Origin of the sequence: Blautia luti, from assembly GCF_013304735.1 — a bacterium.
Lineage (GTDB): Bacteria > Bacillota > Clostridia > Lachnospirales > Lachnospiraceae > Blautia_A.
Genome location: NZ_JAAITI010000002.1, coordinates 26,822 through 49,328, shown reverse-complemented (window position 1 = coordinate 49,328; position 22,507 = coordinate 26,822). Strand labels below are relative to the sequence as shown.

The window sequence follows — 22,507 nt, the reverse complement described above, 5'->3', positions numbered from 1 at the left end:
AAATCTATGATTTCATAAATGAAAATATGACGGAAAACCTGCAGCTGCCATATTATATATGGAAGAATTTTTTTGGAGCGTTTTATGGAATCTGAAAAGAAGCAGAAATTGGTAATTGATGGAAATGCTTTTTATGAAATAGATCTGAGATGTCTGGAGAAAAAAAGAAAGAAACAGGAGGAAGCAAAGAAACGGCAGCAGAAAAGGCAGAGGAGATAACCTCTGCCTTTTCTTGCCGGAAAGATCAGCAGCAATTGTTGCAACCACATCCGTTGTTTCCGCAGCAGAGCAGAAGCAGGATGATAATCCAGCAGCTGTCGTTACAGCAGCCATTGTTATTGCATCCGCATCCATTATTATTTCCGCAGCAGCACAGGAGACAGATAATCCAGAGAATGCAGGAGCAGCTGCTTCCTCCGCCGCCAAACAGGGAAGTACCCCAGCCATTGTTACATCCGCATCCATTGTTACATCCACCGTTACATCCGCAACTATTGTTTCCGCATCCGGAATCGCAGCCGCATCCGCAGTCATTACAGTTTGTAGCAGCTAAGTCACTCATCGATAAGTCCTCCAGAATTTTGTTTACAGTTCATCATATGGCCGGAAGCTGTCCACAGTTACAAAAAAGTTGACAGTATTTATTCGTTACGATATAATAAACGCGATGTAACATTTTTGTAATTTTTGAAACAGAGTTGATACATTTGTATCAGTTATAAGGAAATGGGGAAAATTATGAAGAATTTCAGAACAAGAAAATGGTTGAAAGGTCTGATTCTGGTTGCATTGCTTTTCACAGGATGTATGTTTCTATCAAATTCCACAACGGACGTTCAGGCGGCAACTGCCGGTTTTAAAACCATTGGAGGAAAAACTTACTACATAAAAAGTGACGGAAGTAAGCAGAAAGGCTGGCTGACATTAGGAAAATATAAGTATTATTTCAATAAAACAACCGGTGTTCAGGTCAAGGGTTGGCTTAGTGTATCTGGAAAAAAGACCTATTATTTTACAAGCAAAAAAGGAGCCATGGTAACTGGCTGGATGACGGATTCCAAGAAGCATAAACGATATTTCAATCCAAAGACCGGTAAACTGACCAGGGGCTGGATGAAGAACAGCAAAGGCCAGAAGTATTATTTCACAAGCGGTGAAGGCGTTATGGCTACTGGCTGGATGAAAAACAGTAAAGGGCAGAAACGTTATTTCTACAGTAATTCCGGTGTGATGGCGACAGGCTGGCTTAAGAATACCTCCAAAAATATCACGTATTATTTTGATACAGATACCGGTTATATGTATACCGGCCTGAATCGGATCAGTGGTAAGCTTTATTACTTTAAGAGTAATGGAGTCATGGCTGTCAGCACAACCGTGTCAGTAAATGGTGTTACATATTCCATATCCGCAACAGGTGTGGCAACTGCAAAGACCAGTAAACCAAATGTGAATGTAAGTAACGGAAATGTTAAGGTTTATGACACCACAAACAGCCGTTATTATACAATGGTTAAGGAATATAAAAGCCATCCGGGAATTGCAAACGGAAAAACAACGGATGAGGCTCTTCTGGCTGCACTTTGTGAAGCAGAGGCGGGAAATCAGGGAAAAATCGGTATGGAAGCAGTCGCACTTTGTGTTCTGAACCGTACAATTAAGTCCGATAAAGAGTTTCCTTCAACAATTCGAGGTGTAATTTACGAAAACATTGGAAGCAGTACGACACCACAGTATTCTGTTGTAAGAGATGGTGCACTTGCGAAGCGGCTCAAAGGAACTTTTGAGAACCGTACACTTGCATATCAGGCTGCCAGAGAAGCGATGACTATTTTCAACAACTATGTAAAAACCGGAAAAGCGAGAACCTTAAGCGGATTTAAAAAGAAAGACTTTAATTATATGTATTTTATGATGAACAGTGCATTTAAAAAACAGCCACTGACTTTCAGCAAAGTGGAATACGAAGTTTATAAAGACCACACATTTTTTGTAGACTGGGTATAATAAAGCCATATCCCTGTCAGCAACAGTTCAGCCGCTGACGGGGACTTTTTGTATCAAGAGGATATACGCACGCAACCTTGCAGGGAGACTTCCCTGATTCAGTTAAAAACGGGAAGGAGATATAGCATGAACCCTTATTTACAGGTGATCCTGTGGGCAGTAGGAATTGTTGTGTTGTTTATTGTCATGATGGCATGGAACAATCACAAGTGGAAAAAAACTCAGAAAAACAGAATAAAAAGAATTTTCGGAAAAATTCCGGAAAGAGAATATTCCCCGGATGATCTGGAGCGTATTTCCCATTATTTCCGTAGAAAAGAAAACGGGGAATTTTATATTGATGATATTACCTGGAACGATCTGGATATGGATCGGATCTTTATACAGATCAATCAGACGTTTTCCTCACCTGGGGAAGATATTCTCTATAATATTCTCCGAAGGCCTGTTTTTAACGAAGAAATTCTGGAAGAACGTGAGAAACTGATACATTTTTTTGATACCCACGAAAAAGAACGGACAGATCTTCAGCTGATTCTGGCCTCCATCGGGAAGACAAGGCTTGGCTCTCTGGCGGACACAGTGCTTGCCCTCAATGATGCACCTGTGATCAATATAAAAATCCATATTCTGATGCTGGTGGCGCTTCTTGTTAGTATTTTTGTGCTGCTTCCAATGTATCCGATGATGGGATTTCTGGTGTTCATGTGTCTGATGATCGCCAATATCGCAATCTATTATGCCAGTGCAGGGCAGCAGGTCATAGAAGCTTATATGGACTGCTTTAACCATCTTCTGAAAATGCTGGAAGCGGCAGATCAGATGCAGATCGTGAAATATCCTGAAGCCCAAAAACAGATGGAAGCGATCGCGGAAGGAAAAAAAGAATTCCGCCGTTTCCGGAAAAAAGCCTTTCTGATCACCGGCAAAAATGCAGATTCCGGAGATCCTTTTCAGCTGCTGATGAGTTATGTGCGGATGGTATTTCATGTGGACATTCTGGCATACAATTCCCTATTAAAAGAAATCAAAGACAAAGCAGATACGATCATGTTGCTGATCGATAATATCGGGGAACTGGACGCGCTGGTTTCCATAGCTTCTTTTCGCCGGACACTGTCACTTTGGAGCATACCCGTGTTTATGCCCTGGTCAGAGGAATCTGATATTGCGATCCAGCTTAAAATAGAAGATCTCTATCATCCTCTGATCAGAAATCCGGTGGCAAACAGTATCACTGCAACAGGAGGCACCCTGGTTACCGGCTCCAATGCTTCCGGCAAATCCACATTTCTGAAAAATGTGGCGATCAACAGTATTCTTGCACAGACCATCCACACCTGTACAGCCACATCCTGTCAGACACCGTTTCTGAAAGTAATGACTTCCATGGCGCTGCGGGACGATATCAGCAGCGGAGAAAGTTATTTCATTGTAGAAATCCGGTCTCTGAAACGGATCCTGGATGAAAGCAGGAAAAAAGAACCTCTGCTCTGTGTGATCGATGAGGTTCTCCGGGGTACAAACACCATTGAGCGGATCGCGGCTTCCTCGCAGATCTTAAATTCTCTTCGGGGAAACTGGATACTGCCTTTTGCGGCGACTCATGATATTGAGCTTTCTTATATTCTGGATGAAATTTATACAAATTATCATTTTGAAGAGGAAGTCCGGGAACAGGAAGTGGTGTTCAATTATCTTCTCAAGCCTGGAAGAGCAACTACACGAAATGCCATCCGTCTTCTGGATATGCTGGGATATGATCAGGAGCTTGTGAAAAATGCCGGAAATGCGGCAGCTGAATTTGAACGCACCGGCATATGGGCAAAAATTTCTTGCGCCGAAAGAAAAGAGCAGGTATAATCAAGAGCAGCGTAACTGTAAAATATAAATTTTATATAAACACTTTTATTTAAACATTTAACTTGAAATCCAAGGAGAGTCAAATATGCAGGTAAAAATCTATACCGACGGCGCAGCACGCGGAAATCCAGACGGCCCAGGCGGTTACGGAGCAGTTCTTCAGTATATTGATACCAAAGGCCAGTTACATGAACGTGAACTGTCCAGAGGCTACATGAAAACCACAAACAACCGGATGGAGCTGATGGCAGCTATCGTGGCGCTGGAAGCACTGAACCGTCCCTGCCAGGTGGATCTGTATTCCGATTCCAAATATCTGGTAGATGCCTTCAATCAGCACTGGATCGATTCCTGGCTGAAAAAAAAATGGAAACGTGGTAAGAATGAAAATGTGAAAAATGTAGATCTCTGGAAACGCCTTCTAAAAGCTAAAGAACAGCATCAGGTAAGCTTCCACTGGGTTAAGGGGCATGCGGATAATCCCTTAAATGAGCGTTGTGACCAGCTTGCCACGTCTGCAGCAGACGGTGATGAGCTTTACGTGGATGAAGGTTTAAACGGATAACTGTAATGAGAATTCCAACGGTTCCGGACGAAATGGGACAGGGATATTCTGCCACTTTAAGTTGTCAAAGCAATATCAAAATTTCTTGACAAACAAAAAAGCAGTTTGTATACTTCATATAGTATAGTAAAAGGCATGGAAGGGAAGAAGTAACTTAAGGAAAGCCCACAGAGAGCAGCCGGCAGGTGAGAGGCGCAGGGTGGAACTTCTGTGAATACATCCCGGAGCTGCGCACCGAATCGGGACTTAATACTGTAAATAATAAATTTTATAATAACAACGTATTATAGATAGGCTGCGACGGAATAGCACCCGTTATTGTGCTGAAGTGATTTTATATCGTATTATATTGGATATAAGAGGATATAGATTCACTTTATGAGGCAGGAAATGCGAGTTTTCTGTAAATTTAGGTGGTAACGCGGGACCCGGTTCTCGTCCTAAACGGACAGGAACCGGGCATTTTTTATATGACTATACAGGAGGAAAGAACAATGACAGTTTGGGAAGAACTGAAAGCACGTGGCCTGATCGCGCAGGTTACAGACGAAGATGAGATCAAAGAGATGGTAAACAATGGTAAAGCCACATTTTATATCGGCTTTGACCCCACAGCAGACAGCCTTCACGTAGGTCACTTCATGGCTCTTTGCCTGATGAAGAGACTGCAGATGGCAGGAAACCGTCCGATCGCCCTTCTTGGCGGCGGAACAGGAATGATCGGTGACCCTTCCGGAAGAACCGATATGCGTCAGATGCTGACCAAGGAGACCATCCAGCATAATATTGACTGCTTTAAGCAGCAGATGAGCCGTTTCATCGATTTCTCCGATGGAAAAGCTCTTATGGTAAACAACGCAGACTGGCTTATGAACCTTAACTATGTAGAGCTTCTCCGTGAGGTAGGTGCTCACTTTTCCGTAAACCGTATGCTGACAGCAGAGTGCTACAAACAGCGTATGGAGAGAGGCTTAAGCTTCCTGGAATTCAACTACATGATCATGCAGAGCTATGACTTCTACATGTTGTACCAGAAATACGGCTGCAACATGCAGTTCGGTGGTGATGACCAGTGGAGCAACATGCTTGGCGGAACCGAGCTGATCCGCCGTAAACTTGGCAAGGATGCCTATGCCATGACTATCACACTGCTTCTCAACTCTGAAGGCAAAAAGATGGGCAAGACACAGTCCGGAGCTGTATGGCTTGATCCGAACAAGACATCCCCGTTTGATTTCTACCAGTACTGGAGAAATGTGGATGATGCAGACGTTATCAAATGTATGCGTCTTCTTACCTTCCTTCCGCTTGAAGAGATCGACGAGATGGCAAAATGGGAAGGCAGCGAGCTGAATAAGGCTAAAGAGATCCTTGCATACCAGCTGACAGAACTTGTACACGGCGAGGAAGAAGCTAAGAAAGCACAGGAAGGTGCCCGCGCACTGTTCTCAGGTGCAGACACTTCTCATATGCCAACAACCGAGCTTGCAGAAGAGGATTTTGACGAGGAAGGAAAGATCGATCTGATCACACTTCTTGTAAAAGCAGAACTGGTACCAAGCCGTTCCGAGGGACGCCGTGCGATCCAGCAGGGTGGTGTATCCATCGATGGTGATAAGATCACAGATATCTATCATACTGTTGAGAAAGATGCTTTTGCAGGAGACGGAATCGTTCTCAAGCGAGGCAAAAAGAAATTCAAAAAGATCTGTGTAAAATAATTTCCCATATCTGTGACATTTCCGGGATAAAGCTACGGCATTCCGGAAATGCTGACAGGTAGGGTTGACACAAGGAGGATAACAACATGAAAAAATACGGAGTGAACGAACTTCGTAAGATGTTCCTTGACTTTATGGAGAGCAAGGGCCATCTTGTAATGAAAAGCTTTTCCCTGGTTCCTCAGGGAGATAAGAGTCTTCTGCTGATCAATGCAGGTATGGCTCCGCTGAAACCATATTTTACAGGTGCTGAGAAGCCGCCAAGAACAAGAGTGACAACCTGCCAGAAATGTATCCGTACCGGAGATATCGAAAATGTAGGTAAAACCGCACGTCACGGTACTTTCTTTGAAATGCTTGGTAACTTCTCTTTTGGTGATTACTTCAAGAAAGAAGCCATCCACTGGTCCTGGGAGTTTCTTACTGAGGTTGTAGGGCTTGATGCAGACCGTCTCTACCCATCCATTTACCTGGATGATGATGAAGCCTTCGATATCTGGAACAAAGAAGTAGGGATTCCGTCTGAACGTATTTTCCGTTTCGGAAAAGAGGACAACTTCTGGGAGCACGGCGCAGGTCCATGCGGTCCATGTTCTGAGATCTACTATGACCGTGGTGAGAAATACGGCTGTGGAAAACCAGGATGTACCGTAGGTTGTGACTGCGACCGTTACATGGAAGTATGGAACAACGTTTTCACACAGTTCGAGAATGATGGAAACGGAAACTATACAACACTGAAACAGAAAAACATCGATACTGGTATGGGTCTTGAGCGACTTGCTGTCGTTGTTCAGGATGTAGATTCTATTTTTGATGTAGATACAATCTGTGCACTTCGTAATCTTGTATGTGAAATCGCACATAAAGAATATGAGAAAAATTATGCAGACGATGTTTCCATCCGTCTGATCACAGACCATATTCGTTCCGCAACATTTATGATTTCCGATGGAATCATGCCGACAAATGAGGGACGTGGATACGTTCTCCGCCGCCTGATCCGCCGTGCGGCACGTCACGGACGTCTTCTTGGCATCGAGGGAACTTTCCTTGCAAAATTAAGTGCACAGGTAATCGAGAGCTCCAAAGCCGGATATCCGGAACTTGAGGAGAAGAAAGAGTTCATCTTCCGTGTACTGACAAATGAGGAGAATCAGTTCAACAAGACCATTGATCAGGGACTTCGTATCCTTTCCGACATGGAAGAGGATATGAAAAAAGCAGGTGAAAAGACTCTTTCCGGTGACAACGCATTCAAGCTTTATGATACGTACGGATTCCCTCTTGACCTTACAAAAGAGATCCTTGAGGAAAAAGGCTACGGCATTGACGAGGAAGGCTTCCAGAAAGCAATGGAGGAACAGAGAGTCAAGGCACGTACTGCCCGTGAAGTAACCAACTATATGGGTGCAGACGCAACCGTATACGATGATATTGATGTAAACGTAACAACAGAATTCGTCGGCTACGATCATCTTACCTTTGATTCCAAGGTTACTGTCCTTACCACAGAAACAGAGATCGTAGATTCTCTCACAGAGGGACAGAAGGGTACCGTATTTGTAGAGCAGACTCCTTTCTATGCAACAATGGGTGGACAGGAAGGTGATAACGGTGTGATCGAGACTGCAAACGGTAAATTTGTTGTTGAGGACACCATCAAACTCCGCGGCGGTAAATTCGGCCACGTAGGACATATGGAATCAGGTATGATTTCCTCAGGTGAGACAGTATCCCTGAAGGTAAACGAAGAAGCAAGAAAAGATACCGAAAAAAACCACAGTGCAACACATCTTCTTCAGAAAGCACTGAAGACCGTTCTTGGTTCCCACGTAGAGCAGAAGGGTTCTCTGGTAACTCCGGACAGACTTCGTTTTGACTTTGCTCATTTTCAGGCTATGACAGCAGAAGAACTCCAGGCAACAGAAGAGCTTGTAAACAAAGAGATCCAGGCAGGGCTTGATGTTCATACAGATGTCATGGATGTGGAAGAAGCCAAGAAATCCGGAGCAATGGCTCTTTTTGGTGAGAAATATGACCAGAAGGTACGTGTAGTATCCATGGGAGACTTTTCCAAAGAGCTCTGTGGTGGTACTCATGTAAAGAATACAAGCTCCATCATGCTCTTTAAGATCGTGTCCGAATCCGGTATCGCAGCTGGTGTACGCCGTATCGAGGCACTTACCGGTAAAGCCGTAATCGAGTACTACAGAAAACAGGAAGAGCTTCTTCACGAGGCAGCAAAAGCATTAAAAGCAAACACAACGGAAGTTGTAGAGAAGATCGGCCATCTTCAGGCTGAGGTAAAGGCTCTTCAGAGTGAGAATGAATCTCTCAAGAGCAAAGCTGCCCAGAGTGCACTTGGCGATGTTATGGATAAAGTCGTTGAAGTAAACGGCGTGAAACTCCTTGCAGCCAAAGTTGAGGGCGTTGACATGAACGGTCTCAGAGATCTCGGTGATAAACTGAAAGAGCAGCTTGGTGAGGGTGTTGTCCTTCTTGCAGCAGTAAACGGCGGCAAGGTAAATCTCCTTGCAATGGCAACTGATGCAGCTCAGAAAGCAGGCGCTCATGCAGGAAATCTGATCAAGGCAGTAGCAGCGATCGTTGGCGGTGGCGGCGGCGGACGTCCGAACATAGCACAGGCCGGCGGAAAAAATCCGGAGAAAGCCCAGGAAGCTATGGACGCAGCAGCAGGAATCCTTGAGAAACAGCTCACAAAATAATAACGTTGTGTGTGATTTACAATTTTGACATTTTTTTCATAAAAATCGAAAAAGATGTTGACGAAACCACATGTTATGCTATATAATAACACTCGTGCAAGAAAAATACCCAGACAGTTGTATTTTAGCACAATCTACAACTGGAGGGAGGTTAGGTGTGAGTCTATGTCAAACGTTATCGTAAAAGAGAACGAGACTTTAGATAGCGCTCTTCGCAGATTCAAGAGAAGCTGTGCTAAAGCGGGAATCCAGCAGGAAATCCGTAAGAGAGAGCATTACGAGAAGCCAAGCGTTCGTCGTAAGAAAAAATCTGAAGCCGCAAGAAAACGTAAATATAATTAATTGTGCGCAAAAATCCCTGGCTGTATGGTCAGGGATTTTTAATTAAAAAGAGACGCAAGACCGTTTGACAAAAGGAAAAAAGTATGAATTTGATTATCAAACTAATTATCAAACCATTGCGATCGCTCCTGAAGTTATTATTTAATCGAATTTTTTATGTAGCTCTGGCTCTGGTAGTACAGTTGTCATGGCTGTTGATCGCTCTTTTCCGGCTTATGGAGTATTCCAGATGGGTGACGATCGGAATGCAGGTTGTAGGATTTCTGGTCGTTCTGTGGATCGTAAACAAGAAGATCAATCCATCTTATAAGCTTGCCTGGACGATGCTGATCCTTATTTTTCCGGTATTTGGTGTTTCCCTGTACCTTCTGTTCGGTAAATCCAGGATCGGTACTGTAATGGAACAGCACTATCAGAATCTGATCGACGAGACCGCGGAATATCTGGAAGGATCGGAATGCACCAGAAAACATCTGAATGAAGATGACCGTTCCATGAGGATCCAGTCGGATTATATCTGGCAGTATTCCAGATATCCGGTCCATGAGAATACAACCGCAGAGTATTTTCAGGTAGGAGATGATATGTTTCCGGTTCTGGTGCATGAGCTGGAACAGGCGAAACATTATATTTTTATTGAATACTTCATTATCAATGACGGAGTAATGTGGCAGACAATCCTCAATATCCTGGAAAAAAAGGCAAAAGAAGGTGTGGATGTCCGCCTGATCTATGATGGTTTTGGCTGCCTTACCACATTGCCATACAAATATGATCAGGAAATGCGCCGGCGTGGGATCAAATGCGAAGTCTTTAACAAGTTCCGCCCGATCCTGAATATTATCCAGAATAACCGTGACCACCGTAAGATCTGTGTGATCGATGGCTGGACCGGTTTTACCGGCGGCATCAACCTGGCAGATGAATATATCAACCAGCGGAACCGTTTTGGCCACTGGAAAGATACTGCAGTTATGCTGAAGGGCGAAGGTGTCTGGAATATGACGGCCATGTTCCTGTATATGTGGGGAATTGTTACCAGAACGGATACTTCCTCTGATTTCGGAAATTATGTTCCACACAGATGGCATCCAGACGAGTTTACGGGCAGTGGTTATGTCCAGCCATTCTGTGATTCCCCTCTGGATGATGAGGTTGTAGGCGAAAATGTTTACCTTAATATTATCAACCGTGCCAAAAACTATGTTTATATCTGCACGCCATATCTGATCATTGATAATGAGATGATGACGGCGCTCTGCCTTGCGGCAAAAAGCGGTGTGGATGTCCGGATCATGACGCCTGGAATTCCGGACAAAAAAATGGTATTTCTTCTGACCCAGTCCTACTATAAACAGCTTCTTGAGGCAGGAGTAAAGATCTACGAATACCAGCCGGGATTTCTGCATGCCAAGTCGTTTGTCTGCGATGATAAGGTAGGTGTTGTGGGAACTATCAACCTGGACTACCGGAGTCTTTATCTGCATTTTGAAGACGGTGTCTGGATGTATAAGAACGATGTGATTCTGGACATCCGGGATGATTTTCTGGAAACACTGGAGTACTGTAATGCCATTGATCTGGAATTCTGCAAGAAGAGAAATATTATAGTACGTGCCATCCAGAATGTGCTGAGAGTTTTTGCGCCACTGTTATAAAAACTCTTTGACAGACAAGTGTAAATTCTGTATGATATACCAGACGGGAGTTAAGCGCTCCCGTCTGATATTGTCTAATGGAAAATATTTTATAAAGATACATAAGAAATTTTATTTATTGGAGGAATTGATTTGAGCCAGAATAAAGAAACAGAGATCCAGCTTCAGTACATTGAAAAATGTAAAGAACTTCTCGCAAAAAACAGTGCGAAACATCCCACCTTCCACATCCAGAATGAAGGATGTCAGATGAACTCCATCCAGACGGAATCCATTGCAGCCATCATGGAAAAAATGGGATATGAGATGGTAGATACCGAAGATGCCGACGCAGTTGTGTTTAACACCTGCACAGTCCGCGAGAATGCCAACCAGAAGATCTACGGACACCTGGGCCATTTAAAGAGTATCAAGCGTAACCATCCGGATATGAAGATCGTACTGTTCGGATGCATGATGCAGGAACATCACGTGGTAGAAAAGATCCGCAAGGATTATAAATATGTAAACCTTGTATTTGGAACCCATAATATCCATAAATTCCCGGAGCTTTTTTACCGGGCATTACAGACCGATGACCAGATCATTGATATCTGGAAAGAATCCGATGAGATCGTGGAGGGTATGCCAACTTCCCGTAAATATTCCTTCAAGACAGGCGTCAGCGTAATGTTTGGTTGCAATAACTTCTGCAGCTATTGCATTGTTCCTTATGTCCGTGGCCGTGAAAAGAGCCGTGAGCCTCAGGCCATTATTCGTGAGATCGAGGAGCTGGTTGCAGACGGCGTTACAGAGATCATGCTCCTTGGTCAGAACGTAAATTCCTACGGAAAAAATCTGGAGACACCTGTTACCTTTGCAGAACTTCTGAAAGAAGTGGAAAAGATCGAAGGACTGAAGCGTATCCGTTTTATGACTTCCCATCCGAAGGATCTGTCCGACGAACTGATCCAGACTATGGCAGAGAGCAAAAAAATCTGTCATCACCTGCATCTTCCACTGCAGTCTGGAAGCAGCAGAGTTTTAAAAGAAATGAACCGTCGTTACGACAAGGAGAAATATCTGGAACTGGTAGATAAGATCCGTAAGGCGATCCCGGATATCTCACTGACAACGGATATCATGGTCGGATTCCCGGGAGAGACAGAAGAAGACTTCCAGGAGACACTGGATGTGGTAAGAAAAGCCAATTACGATACGGCATTTACATTTATTTATTCCAAACGAAGCGGAACTCCGGCTGCCGGCATGGAAAATCAGGTGCCGGAAGACGTGGTAAAAGACCGTTTCGGCCGTCTTCTTGCCCTGGTACAGGAGAAAGGACGGGAGAATTCCTCACGTTTCCAGGGAACCATTCAGGAAATCCTGGTAGAAGACGAAAACCGTGAAAAAGGTACGCTCACAGGCCGTACCCAGCATAATCTCCTGGTACATTTCCCGGGAGAAAAAGATCTCATCGGCAAATATGTAAAAGTAAGCCTGGATACCTGCAAGGGATTTTATTATTTCGGACACATTGTGGAAGAGTAAATTTTATTCAGAAAACATGGTTTTATATTGCCCGCTCATTACCAAGATTGGATGAGCGGGTTTTTTTATTTGGACAAATGGTTAATAAGGTTTTTATAAAAATGCAGTTTTTTTATTGACAAATACCCCATGAGGGTATATATTGTTCCATGTAAAGAAGATACCCCATGAGGGTATTTCTGTGAAAGGAGAGACAGCCTATGTCTGAAAAGAAAGCCTGTCCCTGCTGCTGTGAAAAACACACTGCACGTTCAGAGGAGGAGAAAAAAAAGCTGATCAACCGTCTGAAACGTATTGAAGGCCAGATCAGGGGCATTATAGGAATGATGGAGAATGATGCCTACTGTAATGACATCCTGATCCAGTCTGCCGCGGTCAATGCCGCAGTGAATGCGTTTAATAAAGAGCTGCTTGCCAGCCACATCCGTACCTGCGTTGCCAGAGATATCCGGGAAGGTAAGGATGAGACCATCGATGAGCTGGTAACAACCCTCCAGAAGCTGATGAAATAAAGGGACATACTAGATTTTAGGAGGTACTGAAAGGAAATGGAACAATATAACGTAACCGGTATGAGCTGCGCTGCCTGCTCTACCCGTGTGGAAAAAGCCGTATCCAAGGTTCCGGGAGTGAGCAGCTGTTCAGTCAGCCTTCTGACCAACTCCATGGGAGTGGAAGGAACTGCTTCCCCAAGCGAGATCATTGCCGCTGTGGAAGCCGCTGGATATGGTGCATCCTTAAAAGGCGCTGCCGGAGAAAAAATCTCCATGTCTGCAGCGGAAGAAGCACTGGAAGATCATGAGACTCCGGTTTTAAAGAGACGTCTCATCGCATCTGTAGGATTTTTGCTGGTGCTGATGTATTTTTCCATGGGACATATGATGTGGGGATGGCCGCTGCCGAAATGGTTTGACGGCAATCATGTAGCCATGGGACTGGTACAGCTGCTCCTGGCCGGCATCATCATGGTGATCAACCAGAAATTCTTTATCAACGGATTTAAGAGCCTGTGGCACCGTTCTCCCAATATGGATACTCTGGTAGCCCTTGGCTCCATGGCATCTTTCCTGTGGAGTGTCTATGCACTGTTTGCCATGACAAGAGCACAGGTAGACGGAGACTCTGCCGCAGTTATGAATTACATGATGGACTTCTATTTTGAGTCCGCGGCCATGATCCTGACACTGATCACCGTAGGAAAAATGCTGGAAGCCCGTTCCAAAGGTAAGACTACCGATGCACTGAAAAGCCTTATGAAACTGGCACCAAAAACTGCGGTTGTAGTACGAAACGGGCAGGAACTTACCGTTCCCATCGAACAGGTTCAGAAAGGAGAAACTTTTGCTGTCCGCCCGGGAGAGAATATTCCGGTGGATGGAGTGATCCTGGAAGGAACTACTGCAGTCAATGAATCTGCGCTGACCGGAGAGAGTATTCCGGTGGACAAAGAAGCCGGAGATATGGTTTCCGCGGCAACTGTGAACCAGTCCGGATTTATCAAATGTGAAGCAACCAGAGTGGGAGAGGATACCACCCTTTCCCAGATTATCAAGATGGTCAGCGACGCGGCAGCCACCAAGGCACCGATTGCAAAGATCGCAGACCGTGTTTCCGGTGTGTTTGTACCGGCAGTGATCACCATTGCAGTGATCACAACCATTATCTGGCTTCTTACCGGGCATCCTTTTGGTTATGCACTGGCAAGAGGAATTTCCGTGCTGGTTATCAGCTGCCCCTGTGCACTTGGTCTTGCAACACCGGTTGCCATTATGGTCGGTAACGGTATGGGTGCCAAGAACGGCATTCTTTTCAAGACAGCCGTTTCTCTTGAGGAAGCCGGAAAAGTCCAGATCGTCGCACTGGATAAAACCGGAACCATTACAAGCGGCCAGCCGGAAGTAACCGATATTCTTCCGGCAGAGGGAGTCACAGAAACAGAACTTATCACACTTGCCTGTGCACTGGAGAAAAAAAGCGAACATCCTCTGGCAAAAGCAGTTCTCAAAAAAGCAGAGGAAGAGAAACTTGTTGCAGGTGAAGTAACCGGATTCCAGGCACTTCCAGGAAACGGACTTTCCGCTGTACTTGGCAGTGACAAACTGACCGGCGGAAGTATGAAATTTATCAGCAGCCAGACAAAGGTTTCCGCAGACCTTGATAAGAGAGCAAAACAGCTTGCAGAGCAGGGAAAAACACCTCTTCTTTTCACCCGAAACGGAAAACTTCTGGGAATTATCGCTGTTGCGGATGTGATCAAGGAAGATAGTCCACGTGCGGTAAAAGAGCTTCAGAACATGGGAATCCGCGTAGTTATGCTTACCGGTGACAATGAGCGTACCGCAAGAGCCATCGGAGCCCAGGCAGGAGTTGACGATGTGATCGCAGGAGTCCTTCCGGATGGAAAAGAGAGTGTGATCCGTTCCTTAAAAGAACAGGGGAAAGTTGCCATGGTGGGTGACGGTATCAACGATGCACCGGCACTTACAAGAGCAGATATCGGAATTGCCATCGGCGCAGGAACAGACATTGCCATTGATGCGGCAGATGTTGTTCTGATGAAGAGCCAGTTAAGCGATGTTCCGGCAGCAGTACGTTTAAGCCGTGCCACACTTCGGAATATCCACGAGAATCTTTTCTGGGCATTTTTCTATAACGTAATTGGTATTCCGCTGGCAGCAGGTGTCTGGATCCCGATCTTTGGATGGACACTGAATCCGATGTTCGGAGCTGCAGCTATGAGTCTTTCCAGTTTCTGTGTTGTAACAAATGCGCTGCGACTGAATCTGTTTAAGATCCACAACACAGCCAGAGACAAAGCAATCAAAAATCCGGTAACATTAAACATCACTCATGATGAAAATAAAAAAGAAGAAAAGGAGAACAAAACAATGGTAAAAGTAACAGTCAATGTAGAAGGAATGATGTGCGGACACTGTGAGGCACACGTAAACAAAGCTATTCAGGCAGCTTTCGGAGCAGAGGATGTGGTATCTTCCCACGAGAACGGAACAACTGTATTTACAGTACCTGAGAAAGTTGACGAGGCAAAAGTGGAAGAGGTGATCAAAGAAGCCGGTTACGAGTTCAAGGGAATCACTCAGGAGTAATAAACAGAAAAAACATATACCAGTTAAATGATCTAAAAATTTAAACGGTTTACAAAAAGAAACAATTCTGCATAAAAACAGAGCTGTTTCTTTTTTATATATGATCGTATAGAAAACGGTATCCCGAAATATAATAAACAGAGAAAACCTGTGTTGTCCGAAAATCTTCCCAGACCAGAAAGGGGGATATTTTTGAAAAAAGATACCAGAAAACTGATCACCTGCATTGCAGTGCCCCTGGCAACAGGAGCTGTCTCCGGATTTTTTACCAGAAACGGAATGAAAGTATTTGCAAAGTTAAATAAGCCGCCTTTATCGCCGCCGGGATGGCTGTTTCCGGTTGTGTGGACGATCCTTTTTATCATAATGGGGATTGCTTCGTTCCTGATCGCATCCAGGCCTAAAAGCAGAGACAGGGATAGGGCCCTTGCTTTATATGGGATCCAGCTTGCCGTGAATTTCCTGTGGCCGTTTTTCTTCTTTGGGGCAGGATGGTATGGCTTTGCATTTCTCTGGCTTATTTTTCTATGGGGACTTGTATATTGCTGTATCTGCACATTCGGGGATTTTTCCCGGAATGCTGCATATCTGATGGTCCCGTATCTGGCATGGCTGACTTTTGCCGGTTACCTGAATCTGTTTATCGCACTTTGGAACTGACGGAACATTTGCCTCACGCATAAAATGCTTTCTGCTTTTATAAATCCGGCTAATATCATTATAATTTATTCTGAAAAAGCAGGAATATCCGCCGAATTGATTGTTATTTACAATTCTCTTATGCTATACTGATAGCGATTATGGATGTACGAACGATACCAGGAATCGTTAATACTATGGAAGCAGAGAGGAGCACATTATGAGCGGATTTTTTGGAGTAGCATCAAAAGACGACTGTGTACTGGAACTTTTTTACGGAGTGGATTATCATTCTCATCTGGGAACACGCCGCGGCGGTATGGCTGTTTACGGAGAGCATGGATTTGACCGTGCCATCCACAACATTGAGAATACACCTTTCCGTACAAAATTTGACGGAGATGTGGGTTCTATGAAGGGAAATATGGGAATCGGATGTATTTCTGACTATGAACCTCAGCCCCTTCTGTTCAGTTCCAGAATTGGAAGCTTTGCCCTTACTTTTGTGGGAAAGATCAATAATTATGATGAACTTCTGCAGCGGATGTACGATACGACCAAGGTACATTTTCAGGAGATGACCAACGGAACTGTCAATGTGACAGAACTGATCGCAGCTCTGATCTGTGAAAAGGATAATTTTGTGGAAGGTATCCAATATGTGCAGGGGCTGATCGACGGCTCTATGACACTGCTTCTTATGACAAAAGACGGAATTTATGCAGCCCGTGACAAGATGGGCAGAACTCCGGTGGAGATCGGTCACAAAGAAGGTTCCTACTGCCTTTCCTTTGAGAGCCATGCCTACATTAATCTAGGTTATGAAGACTATAAGGAACTGGGACCGGGAGAGATCGTTTTTGTTACTGCAGATGGAGTGAAAACTCTGGTAGAACCTGGAAAGAAAATGAAAATCTGTTCCTTCCTCTGGGTTTACTACGGATATCCGACAGCATCTTATGAAGGTGTAAATGTGGAAGAGATGCGTTACCGCTGTGGAAGCATGCTTGCAAAAAGAGACGGAGATTCCGTTCACCCGGATATTGTAGCAGGTGTTCCGGATTCCGGTATCGCTCATGCCATCGGATATGCCAATGAATCCGGCATTCCATATGCCAGACCATTCATTAAATATACCCCAACCTGGCCCAGATCTTTTATGCCAACCAATCAGAACCAGCGTAACCTCATCGCCAAAATGAAACTGATCCCGGTACGTGCGCTGATCAAGGACAAAAAACTTCTTCTCATCGACGATTCCATTGTACGTGGTACCCAGCTTCGCGAGACAACCGAATTTTTGTACCGCAGCGGTGCAAAAGAAGTTCATGTCCGTCCTGCCTGCCCGCCGATCATGTACGGATGTAAATACTTAAACTTCTCCCGCTCCAAATCCGAGATGGAGCTGATCGCACGTCAGGTCATCGAGAAGAGAGAGGGACCAAACTGTCCGCAGGAAGTACTGGACGAATACGCAGATCCACGTACAGAGAAATATGAGCAGATGGTGCAGGATATCTGCAAGATGCAGAATTTTACGACTCTTCGTTATCACAGACTGGATGATCTTCTGGAATCCATAGGTATTGATCCGTGTAATGTATGTACATACTGCTTTAACGGAAAAGAATGATAAATGTATAAAAAAGGCTTTCCTGTCAGAGCTGGTCTGACAGGAAAGCCTTTTTACTTTCTGGATATCCGTTTGATTTAATAGTATACGGTATACATACGGTAAATTTTGTGAGGTAACAGATATCTTTTTCCGTTATAAGTTCTGTACGGCACGATATAAAAATAAGTACTTCCTGAGGAAGAAGATCTATGTATTGTTACAGAAGTCCTGTTGGCAGCTAAGGTTGCTGTACGTCTGTAGCCAGAATTAGGACTGGTAGATTTATAAACATAATATCCACTGATTCCATAAAGTCTGGACCATTTAACGGTTAAAGCTGATGCTGTGCTTTTTACTGTTTTTAAATCTCTTGGTGTACATACAAATGCATCTGAATCAGTACTGTATATTCTCTGTCCGTTTACCCATCTGTAACTCCATACAGATACAAGATAAGCAGTATTGGCATTCTTTTTTGTGGAATAATTGACGTTGTACTTTCCAAAAAATTTGGATGCTGACTTTTTCGTATTACAGTTGTAGATTCGCAGTTTGTATCCATCTGCATTGCTTACAGTTTTCCAGCTGAGATACATACGTCCGGTACTGGTCATCTCTGCATTCTTTATGGTTGGAATTGCCGGGCGTGCGGCTGCGGAAACCGGGATCGCAGATGAAATAAGCATCATAACTGCCAGCATGCAGACCAAGAGTTTCTTGAATTTTTTCATTATTCATACCTCCTTCATAATTATAAGAAAATTATAAAATAGTAACGAATTTCTGTCAACATTTCTTTATAAGATTGGTCATTTTAATTCTAATTTATTTTCACAAAAAGTTATAACAGCATTCATTTTGGCAATTAGTCAGAATGCATTGGATGCGATACAATAAAGTCACGAAGAACAAACATCGTGAAAAAAGAAAAAGGAGCGAATACATTATGGTAAAGTTATATGATGGCGGCGCATATCTGGTAAACGGAACAGAGATCGTACCGGAAGCAGAAGCAGCCAAAGTGGAAGCACTCACTGGAAAAAAAGCAGAGAAATCTGAAGCAAGAAAGGGCACCATGGCTTACGGCATCATGGAGGCACACAACACATCAGGAAACATGGAAGGCACTGCTGAATCTGGACAAAGTCATTACATTCGGAAGTGTGGAAGGCAGATACGATGTCTGTATCGAAGATACCGGTAAAGATGAAATGGTAAAAACATTAAAAAAGCTGTACGAACCAGTTGGCCTGGAAAAAGAAACTGTCAGATAACTCCCGGTTGCATTTTGGGGACCTGCGGCTTATAATAAAATGCGGATATATCTTTTGTGGTATATCCGTGTTTTTTATATCATAAAAAATTTTATTCAGGAGGAAAAACATGATTTCTCCCGTAAAAGCCATAATATTTGATGCGGACGGTGTCCTTCTGGACTCTCTTTCTATCTGGAGGGAACTTGGAAAACGATATATTACAGATCTTGGATATCACCCAATTGCGGGAATGGAAGAGATCCTTTTTCCCATGAGTATGGAGCAGGGAGCGGCATGGCTGAAAAGCAGGTTCGCTCTTGGGTTTTCCGAAGAAAAGATCGTGGAGGATCTGAAAGTTCGGATCCAAAACTACTATTTTGAAGAAGTTCCTGCAAAATCAGGTGCCAGAGAACTTTTTCAATATCTTGCTAGCCAGAAAATCCCGGCTGTGGTGGCAACTTCAAGCCCAAAAGAACATATCCGCCGGGCACTAAAGCGAAACGGACTTCTTCCTTTTTTAAAAGAAATTTATACCACCAGTGAGATCGGAGAAAGCAAATATTCTCCGAAGATCTATCTTACAGCAGCGAAAGTGCTGGGAACGGAGCCATCCATGACACTGGTAGTGGAAGATTCTCTCTATGCACTGCAGACCGCAGGAAAAGCAGGATTTCTGACTGCAGGCATCTATGACGCATTGGGAGAACCGGATCAGGAGCAGCTAAAAAAGGACGCACATATCTACTGCCAAAATCTGACAGAGTTACAGAATTATATATTTACAGAAAACGGAGGAAACGAAAAATGAAAACAGCATTAACCATCGCAGGCAGCGATTCCAGCGGAGGCGCAGGGATCCAGGCCGATATCAAAACCATGATGGCAAACGGGGTATACGCCATGAGTGCCATCACCGCACTGACTGCCCAGAATACCACCGGTGTCGCAGCCATCCAGAATGCAACGGCAGAATTTCTTGGTCAGGAGCTGGATAGTATTTTTACAGATATTTTTCCGGATGCAGTAAAGATCGGAATGGTTTCCGAAAGTGATCTGATCCGCATGATCGCCAAAAAGCTCCGGCAGTATCAGGCGAAAAATATCGTAGTGGATCCGGTTATGGTGGCTACCAGCGGTGCAAGGCTGATCAGTGAAGAAGCTGTGGATGTTCTGAAAGAAGAACTGTTTCCTCTTGCGGATCTTCTCACTCCCAATATCCCGGAAACGGAAGTGCTTACCGGACGAAAGATCAGAAACACCGATGATATGATCGAAGCTGCAAAACAGGTTTCCGAACAGTATCACTGTGCAGTTCTTTGCAAAGGCGGCCATAAGCTTAATGATGCCAATGATCTTCTCTATGAGGATGGAACATATCAGTGGTTTGAGGGAAAAAGGATCGACAATCCCAACACCCACGGAACAGGATGTACTCTTTCCTCGGCCATCGCATCCAACCTTGCAAAAGGATTTTCCATGGTGGAATCTGTAAATCGTGCCAAAGACTATATTTCCGGAGCTCTTGCTGCCATGCTGGATCTCGGAAAAGGAAGCGGTCCTATGGATCATGGTTTTGCAGTAAAGAACAGTTATACAGAGGAGGCATAAGGTTATGACAGTTACAGAACGGATCACCGCTCTTCGAAAACAGATGAAAGAAAAGGGAATCGATGCTTATCTGGTTCCGACCGATGATTTCCACGGTTCCGAGTATGTGGGAGATTATTTTAAATGCAGGAAATATATTACCGGATTTACCGGTTCTGCCGGAACTGCTGTCATCATGCCGGATATGGCGGGACTCTGGACAGACGGAAGATATTTTATCCAGGCCGCACAGCAGTTAGAGGGAACACCGGTTACCCTGTTTAAGATGGGGGAACCGGATGTACCGACGATCCATAAATTTCTGGAAGAAAACCTGAAAGAAGGGATGTGCCTCGGCTTCGACGGCCGTACTGTCAGCGCAGAGGAAGCCGGGAAATTGAAAAAAATCCTTCAGGGAAAACAGGTACGTTTTTCTGTAAATGAGGATCTGATCGGAAATATCTGGGATGACCGTCCGGCACTTTCCTGTGAACCGGTAATGGAATTATCCGAAAAATGGGCTGGAAGATCCAGAGCAGACAAGATCCGGGAAATCCGCAGCAAACTGAAAGAAAAAGACGCAGATCTCTTTGTCCTCACGTCACTGGATGATATTGCGTGGCTTTTGAACATTCGCGGAAATGATATCCACTGCTGCCCGGTAGTGCTTTCCTATCTTGTAATGGATGAGAAAGAAATCCGGTTTTTTGCCAATGAGAGGGCTTTTCCGGATTCTGTAAAAGAAGCTCTGGCCATAGATGGCGTTACCATCTATCCATATGATGATATTTACACTTATGTGCAGACGATCCCTGAATCGAAAAGGGTTTATCTTTCAAAAAGTAATGTAAACAGCCGTCTGGTCAGCAGCATTCCGGATGGAGTAACAATCCTGAATGGAGAAAACCTGTCCCTTCTTCCAAAAGCCATCAAAAATGAGATCGAAGTCCAGAATGAAAAAACAGCCCACATCAAAGACGGCGTGGCAATGGTAAAATTTATCCACTGGCTGAAAAAGAATGTGGGAAAGCAGGAGATCACCGAGCTTTCCGCAGCGGACAAACTCTATGAGTTCCGCTCCGGACAGGAGAACTTCCAGGGGAACAGCTTTGATCCCATTATTGCCTACGGTGCACATGGAGCTATTGTTCATTACAGTGCCACAGAAGAAACCAGTATTCCTCTGAAACCAGAGGGACTGGTTCTGATGGATACCGGCGGCCATTATCTGGAGGGAACCACAGACATCACCCGCACCGTTGTACTTGGCCCGGTTACCCAAAAAGAAAAGAAATATTTCACAGCAGTACTTCGTGGGCACCTGAACCTTGCAGCCGCAAAATTCCGCTATGGCTGTACCGGACTGAATCTGGATGCCCTGGCAAGAGGACCACTCTGGGCTATGGGAGAGGATTACAATCACGGAACCGGTCATGGCGTAGGATATCTTCTCAATGTACACGAAGGTCCTCAGAGCTTCCGCTGGAAAAATCTCGTGGATCGTCCGGCTCCTGTTCTGGAAGAAGGAATGATCACCTCCGATGAACCAGGATACTATGCGGAAAATGAATTTGGTATCCGCCATGAAAACCTTGTGGTCTGCAAAAAGGCCGAAAAAACAGCCTACGGTCAGTTTATGAAATTTGAACCTCTGACGCTGGTACCCTTTGACCTGGAAGGTATAGATCCCGAACAGATGGAAACCGGAGAGCGCACACTGCTCAACCAGTATCATGCCTTTGTATATGAGAAAATTTCTCCGTATCTGGATGAGGATGAAAAAGGCTGGTTAAAAGAAGCCACACAGGCAATATAAACCGGAATGAAATTTTATAGTCTGGAATTAACCTTTATATTTAACAAAAAATCCTTGACCTGAACCTGAGTT

Annotated in this window: 19 protein-coding genes and 1 other annotated feature; of the genes, 18 read left to right on the top strand and 1 reads right to left on the bottom strand. The window is 44.4% G+C overall.

Going from position 1 to position 22,507, the window contains the following annotated elements; all coding sequences use genetic code 11:
* Positions 1–84: 84 nt before the first annotated feature.
* From G5B06_RS19175 to G5B06_RS01455, 14 genes are all read left to right on the top strand, one after another.
* Complete coding sequence (locus G5B06_RS19175) at positions 85–219, top strand: hypothetical protein (protein ID WP_256442586.1); 135 nt, start codon at positions 85–87, stop codon at positions 217–219.
* 13 nt (positions 220–232) lie between these two features.
* Positions 233–553, top strand: coding sequence for a hypothetical protein (locus G5B06_RS19740; protein ID WP_173761672.1), 321 nt, complete (start codon positions 233–235; stop codon positions 551–553).
* Between the two features lie 185 nt (positions 554–738).
* Positions 739–2,007 carry a cell wall hydrolase gene (locus G5B06_RS01510; protein ID WP_243278990.1) on the top strand — a complete coding sequence of 423 codons (1,269 nt, stop codon included), beginning with the start codon at positions 739–741 and terminating at the stop codon, positions 2,005–2,007.
* A gap of 126 nt (positions 2,008–2,133) precedes the next feature.
* A complete protein-coding gene (locus G5B06_RS01505; RefSeq protein WP_173761671.1) occupies positions 2,134–3,870 on the top strand; it encodes a MutS-related protein in 1,737 nt (578 codons plus the stop codon).
* 85 nt (positions 3,871–3,955) lie between these two features.
* The gene (rnhA, locus tag G5B06_RS01500) at positions 3,956–4,435 is read left to right on the top strand and encodes a ribonuclease HI (protein ID WP_148447841.1); all 480 of its coding nucleotides are present in this window, start codon (positions 3,956–3,958) and stop codon (positions 4,433–4,435) included.
* Positions 4,436–4,562: 127 nt separating this feature from the next.
* Positions 4,563–4,881 (top strand) — a binding site (T-box leader).
* Positions 4,882–4,929: 48 nt separating this feature from the next.
* Positions 4,930–6,156, top strand: coding sequence for a tyrosine--tRNA ligase (tyrS, locus tag G5B06_RS01495; protein ID WP_148447839.1), 1,227 nt, complete (start codon positions 4,930–4,932; stop codon positions 6,154–6,156).
* Positions 6,157–6,242: 86 nt separating this feature from the next.
* Complete coding sequence (gene alaS, locus G5B06_RS01490; protein WP_173761670.1) at positions 6,243–8,885, top strand: alanine--tRNA ligase; 2,643 nt, start codon at positions 6,243–6,245, stop codon at positions 8,883–8,885.
* 165 nt (positions 8,886–9,050) lie between these two features.
* Positions 9,051–9,227 carry a 30S ribosomal protein S21 gene (gene rpsU / locus G5B06_RS01485; RefSeq protein ID WP_004222305.1) on the top strand — a complete coding sequence of 59 codons (177 nt, stop codon included), beginning with the start codon at positions 9,051–9,053 and terminating at the stop codon, positions 9,225–9,227.
* An 83-nt stretch (positions 9,228–9,310) separates the two neighbouring features.
* Positions 9,311–10,885: a cardiolipin synthase gene (gene cls / locus G5B06_RS01480; protein WP_148447835.1), complete on the top strand. Its 1,575-nt coding sequence runs from the start codon at positions 9,311–9,313 to the stop codon at positions 10,883–10,885.
* 132 nt (positions 10,886–11,017) lie between these two features.
* Positions 11,018–12,415, top strand: coding sequence for a tRNA (N6-isopentenyl adenosine(37)-C2)-methylthiotransferase MiaB (miaB, locus tag G5B06_RS01475; protein WP_148447833.1), 1,398 nt, complete (start codon positions 11,018–11,020; stop codon positions 12,413–12,415).
* A gap of 200 nt (positions 12,416–12,615) precedes the next feature.
* Positions 12,616–12,927: a metal-sensing transcriptional repressor gene (locus G5B06_RS01470; RefSeq protein WP_148447831.1), complete on the top strand. Its 312-nt coding sequence runs from the start codon at positions 12,616–12,618 to the stop codon at positions 12,925–12,927.
* A gap of 36 nt (positions 12,928–12,963) precedes the next feature.
* A complete protein-coding gene (locus G5B06_RS01465; protein WP_173771172.1) occupies positions 12,964–15,522 on the top strand; it encodes a heavy metal translocating P-type ATPase in 2,559 nt (852 codons plus the stop codon).
* Positions 15,523–15,714: 192 nt separating this feature from the next.
* Complete coding sequence (locus tag G5B06_RS01460) at positions 15,715–16,182, top strand: TspO/MBR family protein (RefSeq protein ID WP_173771170.1); 468 nt, start codon at positions 15,715–15,717, stop codon at positions 16,180–16,182.
* Between the two features lie 199 nt (positions 16,183–16,381).
* Positions 16,382–17,794, top strand: a complete 1,413-nt coding sequence (locus tag G5B06_RS01455) for an amidophosphoribosyltransferase (protein ID WP_148447825.1) — start codon at positions 16,382–16,384, stop codon at positions 17,792–17,794.
* A 77-nt stretch (positions 17,795–17,871) separates the two neighbouring features.
* On the opposite strand, the gene G5B06_RS01450 is transcribed toward G5B06_RS01455, so the two are convergent.
* The gene (locus G5B06_RS01450; RefSeq protein WP_148447823.1) at positions 17,872–18,507 is read right to left on the bottom strand and encodes a hypothetical protein; all 636 of its coding nucleotides are present in this window, start codon (positions 18,505–18,507) and stop codon (positions 17,872–17,874) included.
* Positions 18,508–18,722: 215 nt separating this feature from the next.
* On the opposite strand from G5B06_RS01450, the gene G5B06_RS01445 reads away from it, so the two are divergent.
* The 4 genes from G5B06_RS01445 to G5B06_RS01430 all read left to right on the top strand — a co-directional run bounded on the left by G5B06_RS01445 (position 18,723) and on the right by G5B06_RS01430 (position 22,435).
* Positions 18,723–18,980 carry a hypothetical protein gene (locus tag G5B06_RS01445; RefSeq protein WP_148447821.1) on the top strand — a complete coding sequence of 86 codons (258 nt, stop codon included), beginning with the start codon at positions 18,723–18,725 and terminating at the stop codon, positions 18,978–18,980.
* A 179-nt stretch (positions 18,981–19,159) separates the two neighbouring features.
* Positions 19,160–19,840, top strand: coding sequence for an HAD family hydrolase (locus tag G5B06_RS01440; RefSeq protein ID WP_021976954.1), 681 nt, complete (start codon positions 19,160–19,162; stop codon positions 19,838–19,840).
* Positions 19,837–20,640 carry a bifunctional hydroxymethylpyrimidine kinase/phosphomethylpyrimidine kinase gene (gene thiD / locus G5B06_RS01435; RefSeq protein ID WP_118062857.1) on the top strand — a complete coding sequence of 268 codons (804 nt, stop codon included), beginning with the start codon at positions 19,837–19,839 and terminating at the stop codon, positions 20,638–20,640. The genes G5B06_RS01440 and thiD overlap by 4 nt, the downstream gene beginning before the upstream one ends.
* A 4-nt stretch (positions 20,641–20,644) precedes the next feature.
* Entirely contained in the window at positions 20,645–22,435 is a 1,791-nt protein-coding gene (locus G5B06_RS01430) for an aminopeptidase P family protein (RefSeq protein WP_118062856.1), read from the top strand.
* Positions 22,436–22,507 lie beyond the last annotated feature (72 nt).

Coding starts and splice junctions, on each gene's coding strand:
- G5B06_RS01465 (WP_173771172.1), top strand. CDS start 12,964: ATGGAACAATATAACGTAACCGGTATGAGCTGCGCTGCCTGCTCTACC.
- alaS (WP_173761670.1), top strand. CDS start 6,243: ATGAAAAAATACGGAGTGAACGAACTTCGTAAGATGTTCCTTGACTTT.
- G5B06_RS01440 (WP_021976954.1), top strand. CDS start 19,160: ATGATTTCTCCCGTAAAAGCCATAATATTTGATGCGGACGGTGTCCTT.
- G5B06_RS19175 (WP_256442586.1), top strand. CDS start 85: ATGGAATCTGAAAAGAAGCAGAAATTGGTAATTGATGGAAATGCTTTT.
- cls (WP_148447835.1), top strand. CDS start 9,311: ATGAATTTGATTATCAAACTAATTATCAAACCATTGCGATCGCTCCTG.
- G5B06_RS01510 (WP_243278990.1), top strand. CDS start 739: ATGAAGAATTTCAGAACAAGAAAATGGTTGAAAGGTCTGATTCTGGTT.
- G5B06_RS01445 (WP_148447821.1), top strand. CDS start 18,723: ATGGTAAAGTTATATGATGGCGGCGCATATCTGGTAAACGGAACAGAG.
- rpsU (WP_004222305.1), top strand. CDS start 9,051: ATGTCAAACGTTATCGTAAAAGAGAACGAGACTTTAGATAGCGCTCTT.
- G5B06_RS01455 (WP_148447825.1), top strand. CDS start 16,382: ATGAGCGGATTTTTTGGAGTAGCATCAAAAGACGACTGTGTACTGGAA.
- G5B06_RS01450 (WP_148447823.1), bottom strand. CDS start 18,507: ATGAAAAAATTCAAGAAACTCTTGGTCTGCATGCTGGCAGTTATGATG.
- tyrS (WP_148447839.1), top strand. CDS start 4,930: ATGACAGTTTGGGAAGAACTGAAAGCACGTGGCCTGATCGCGCAGGTT.
- thiD (WP_118062857.1), top strand. CDS start 19,837: ATGAAAACAGCATTAACCATCGCAGGCAGCGATTCCAGCGGAGGCGCA.
- rnhA (WP_148447841.1), top strand. CDS start 3,956: ATGCAGGTAAAAATCTATACCGACGGCGCAGCACGCGGAAATCCAGAC.
- G5B06_RS01505 (WP_173761671.1), top strand. CDS start 2,134: ATGAACCCTTATTTACAGGTGATCCTGTGGGCAGTAGGAATTGTTGTG.
- G5B06_RS01430 (WP_118062856.1), top strand. CDS start 20,645: ATGACAGTTACAGAACGGATCACCGCTCTTCGAAAACAGATGAAAGAA.
- G5B06_RS01470 (WP_148447831.1), top strand. CDS start 12,616: ATGTCTGAAAAGAAAGCCTGTCCCTGCTGCTGTGAAAAACACACTGCA.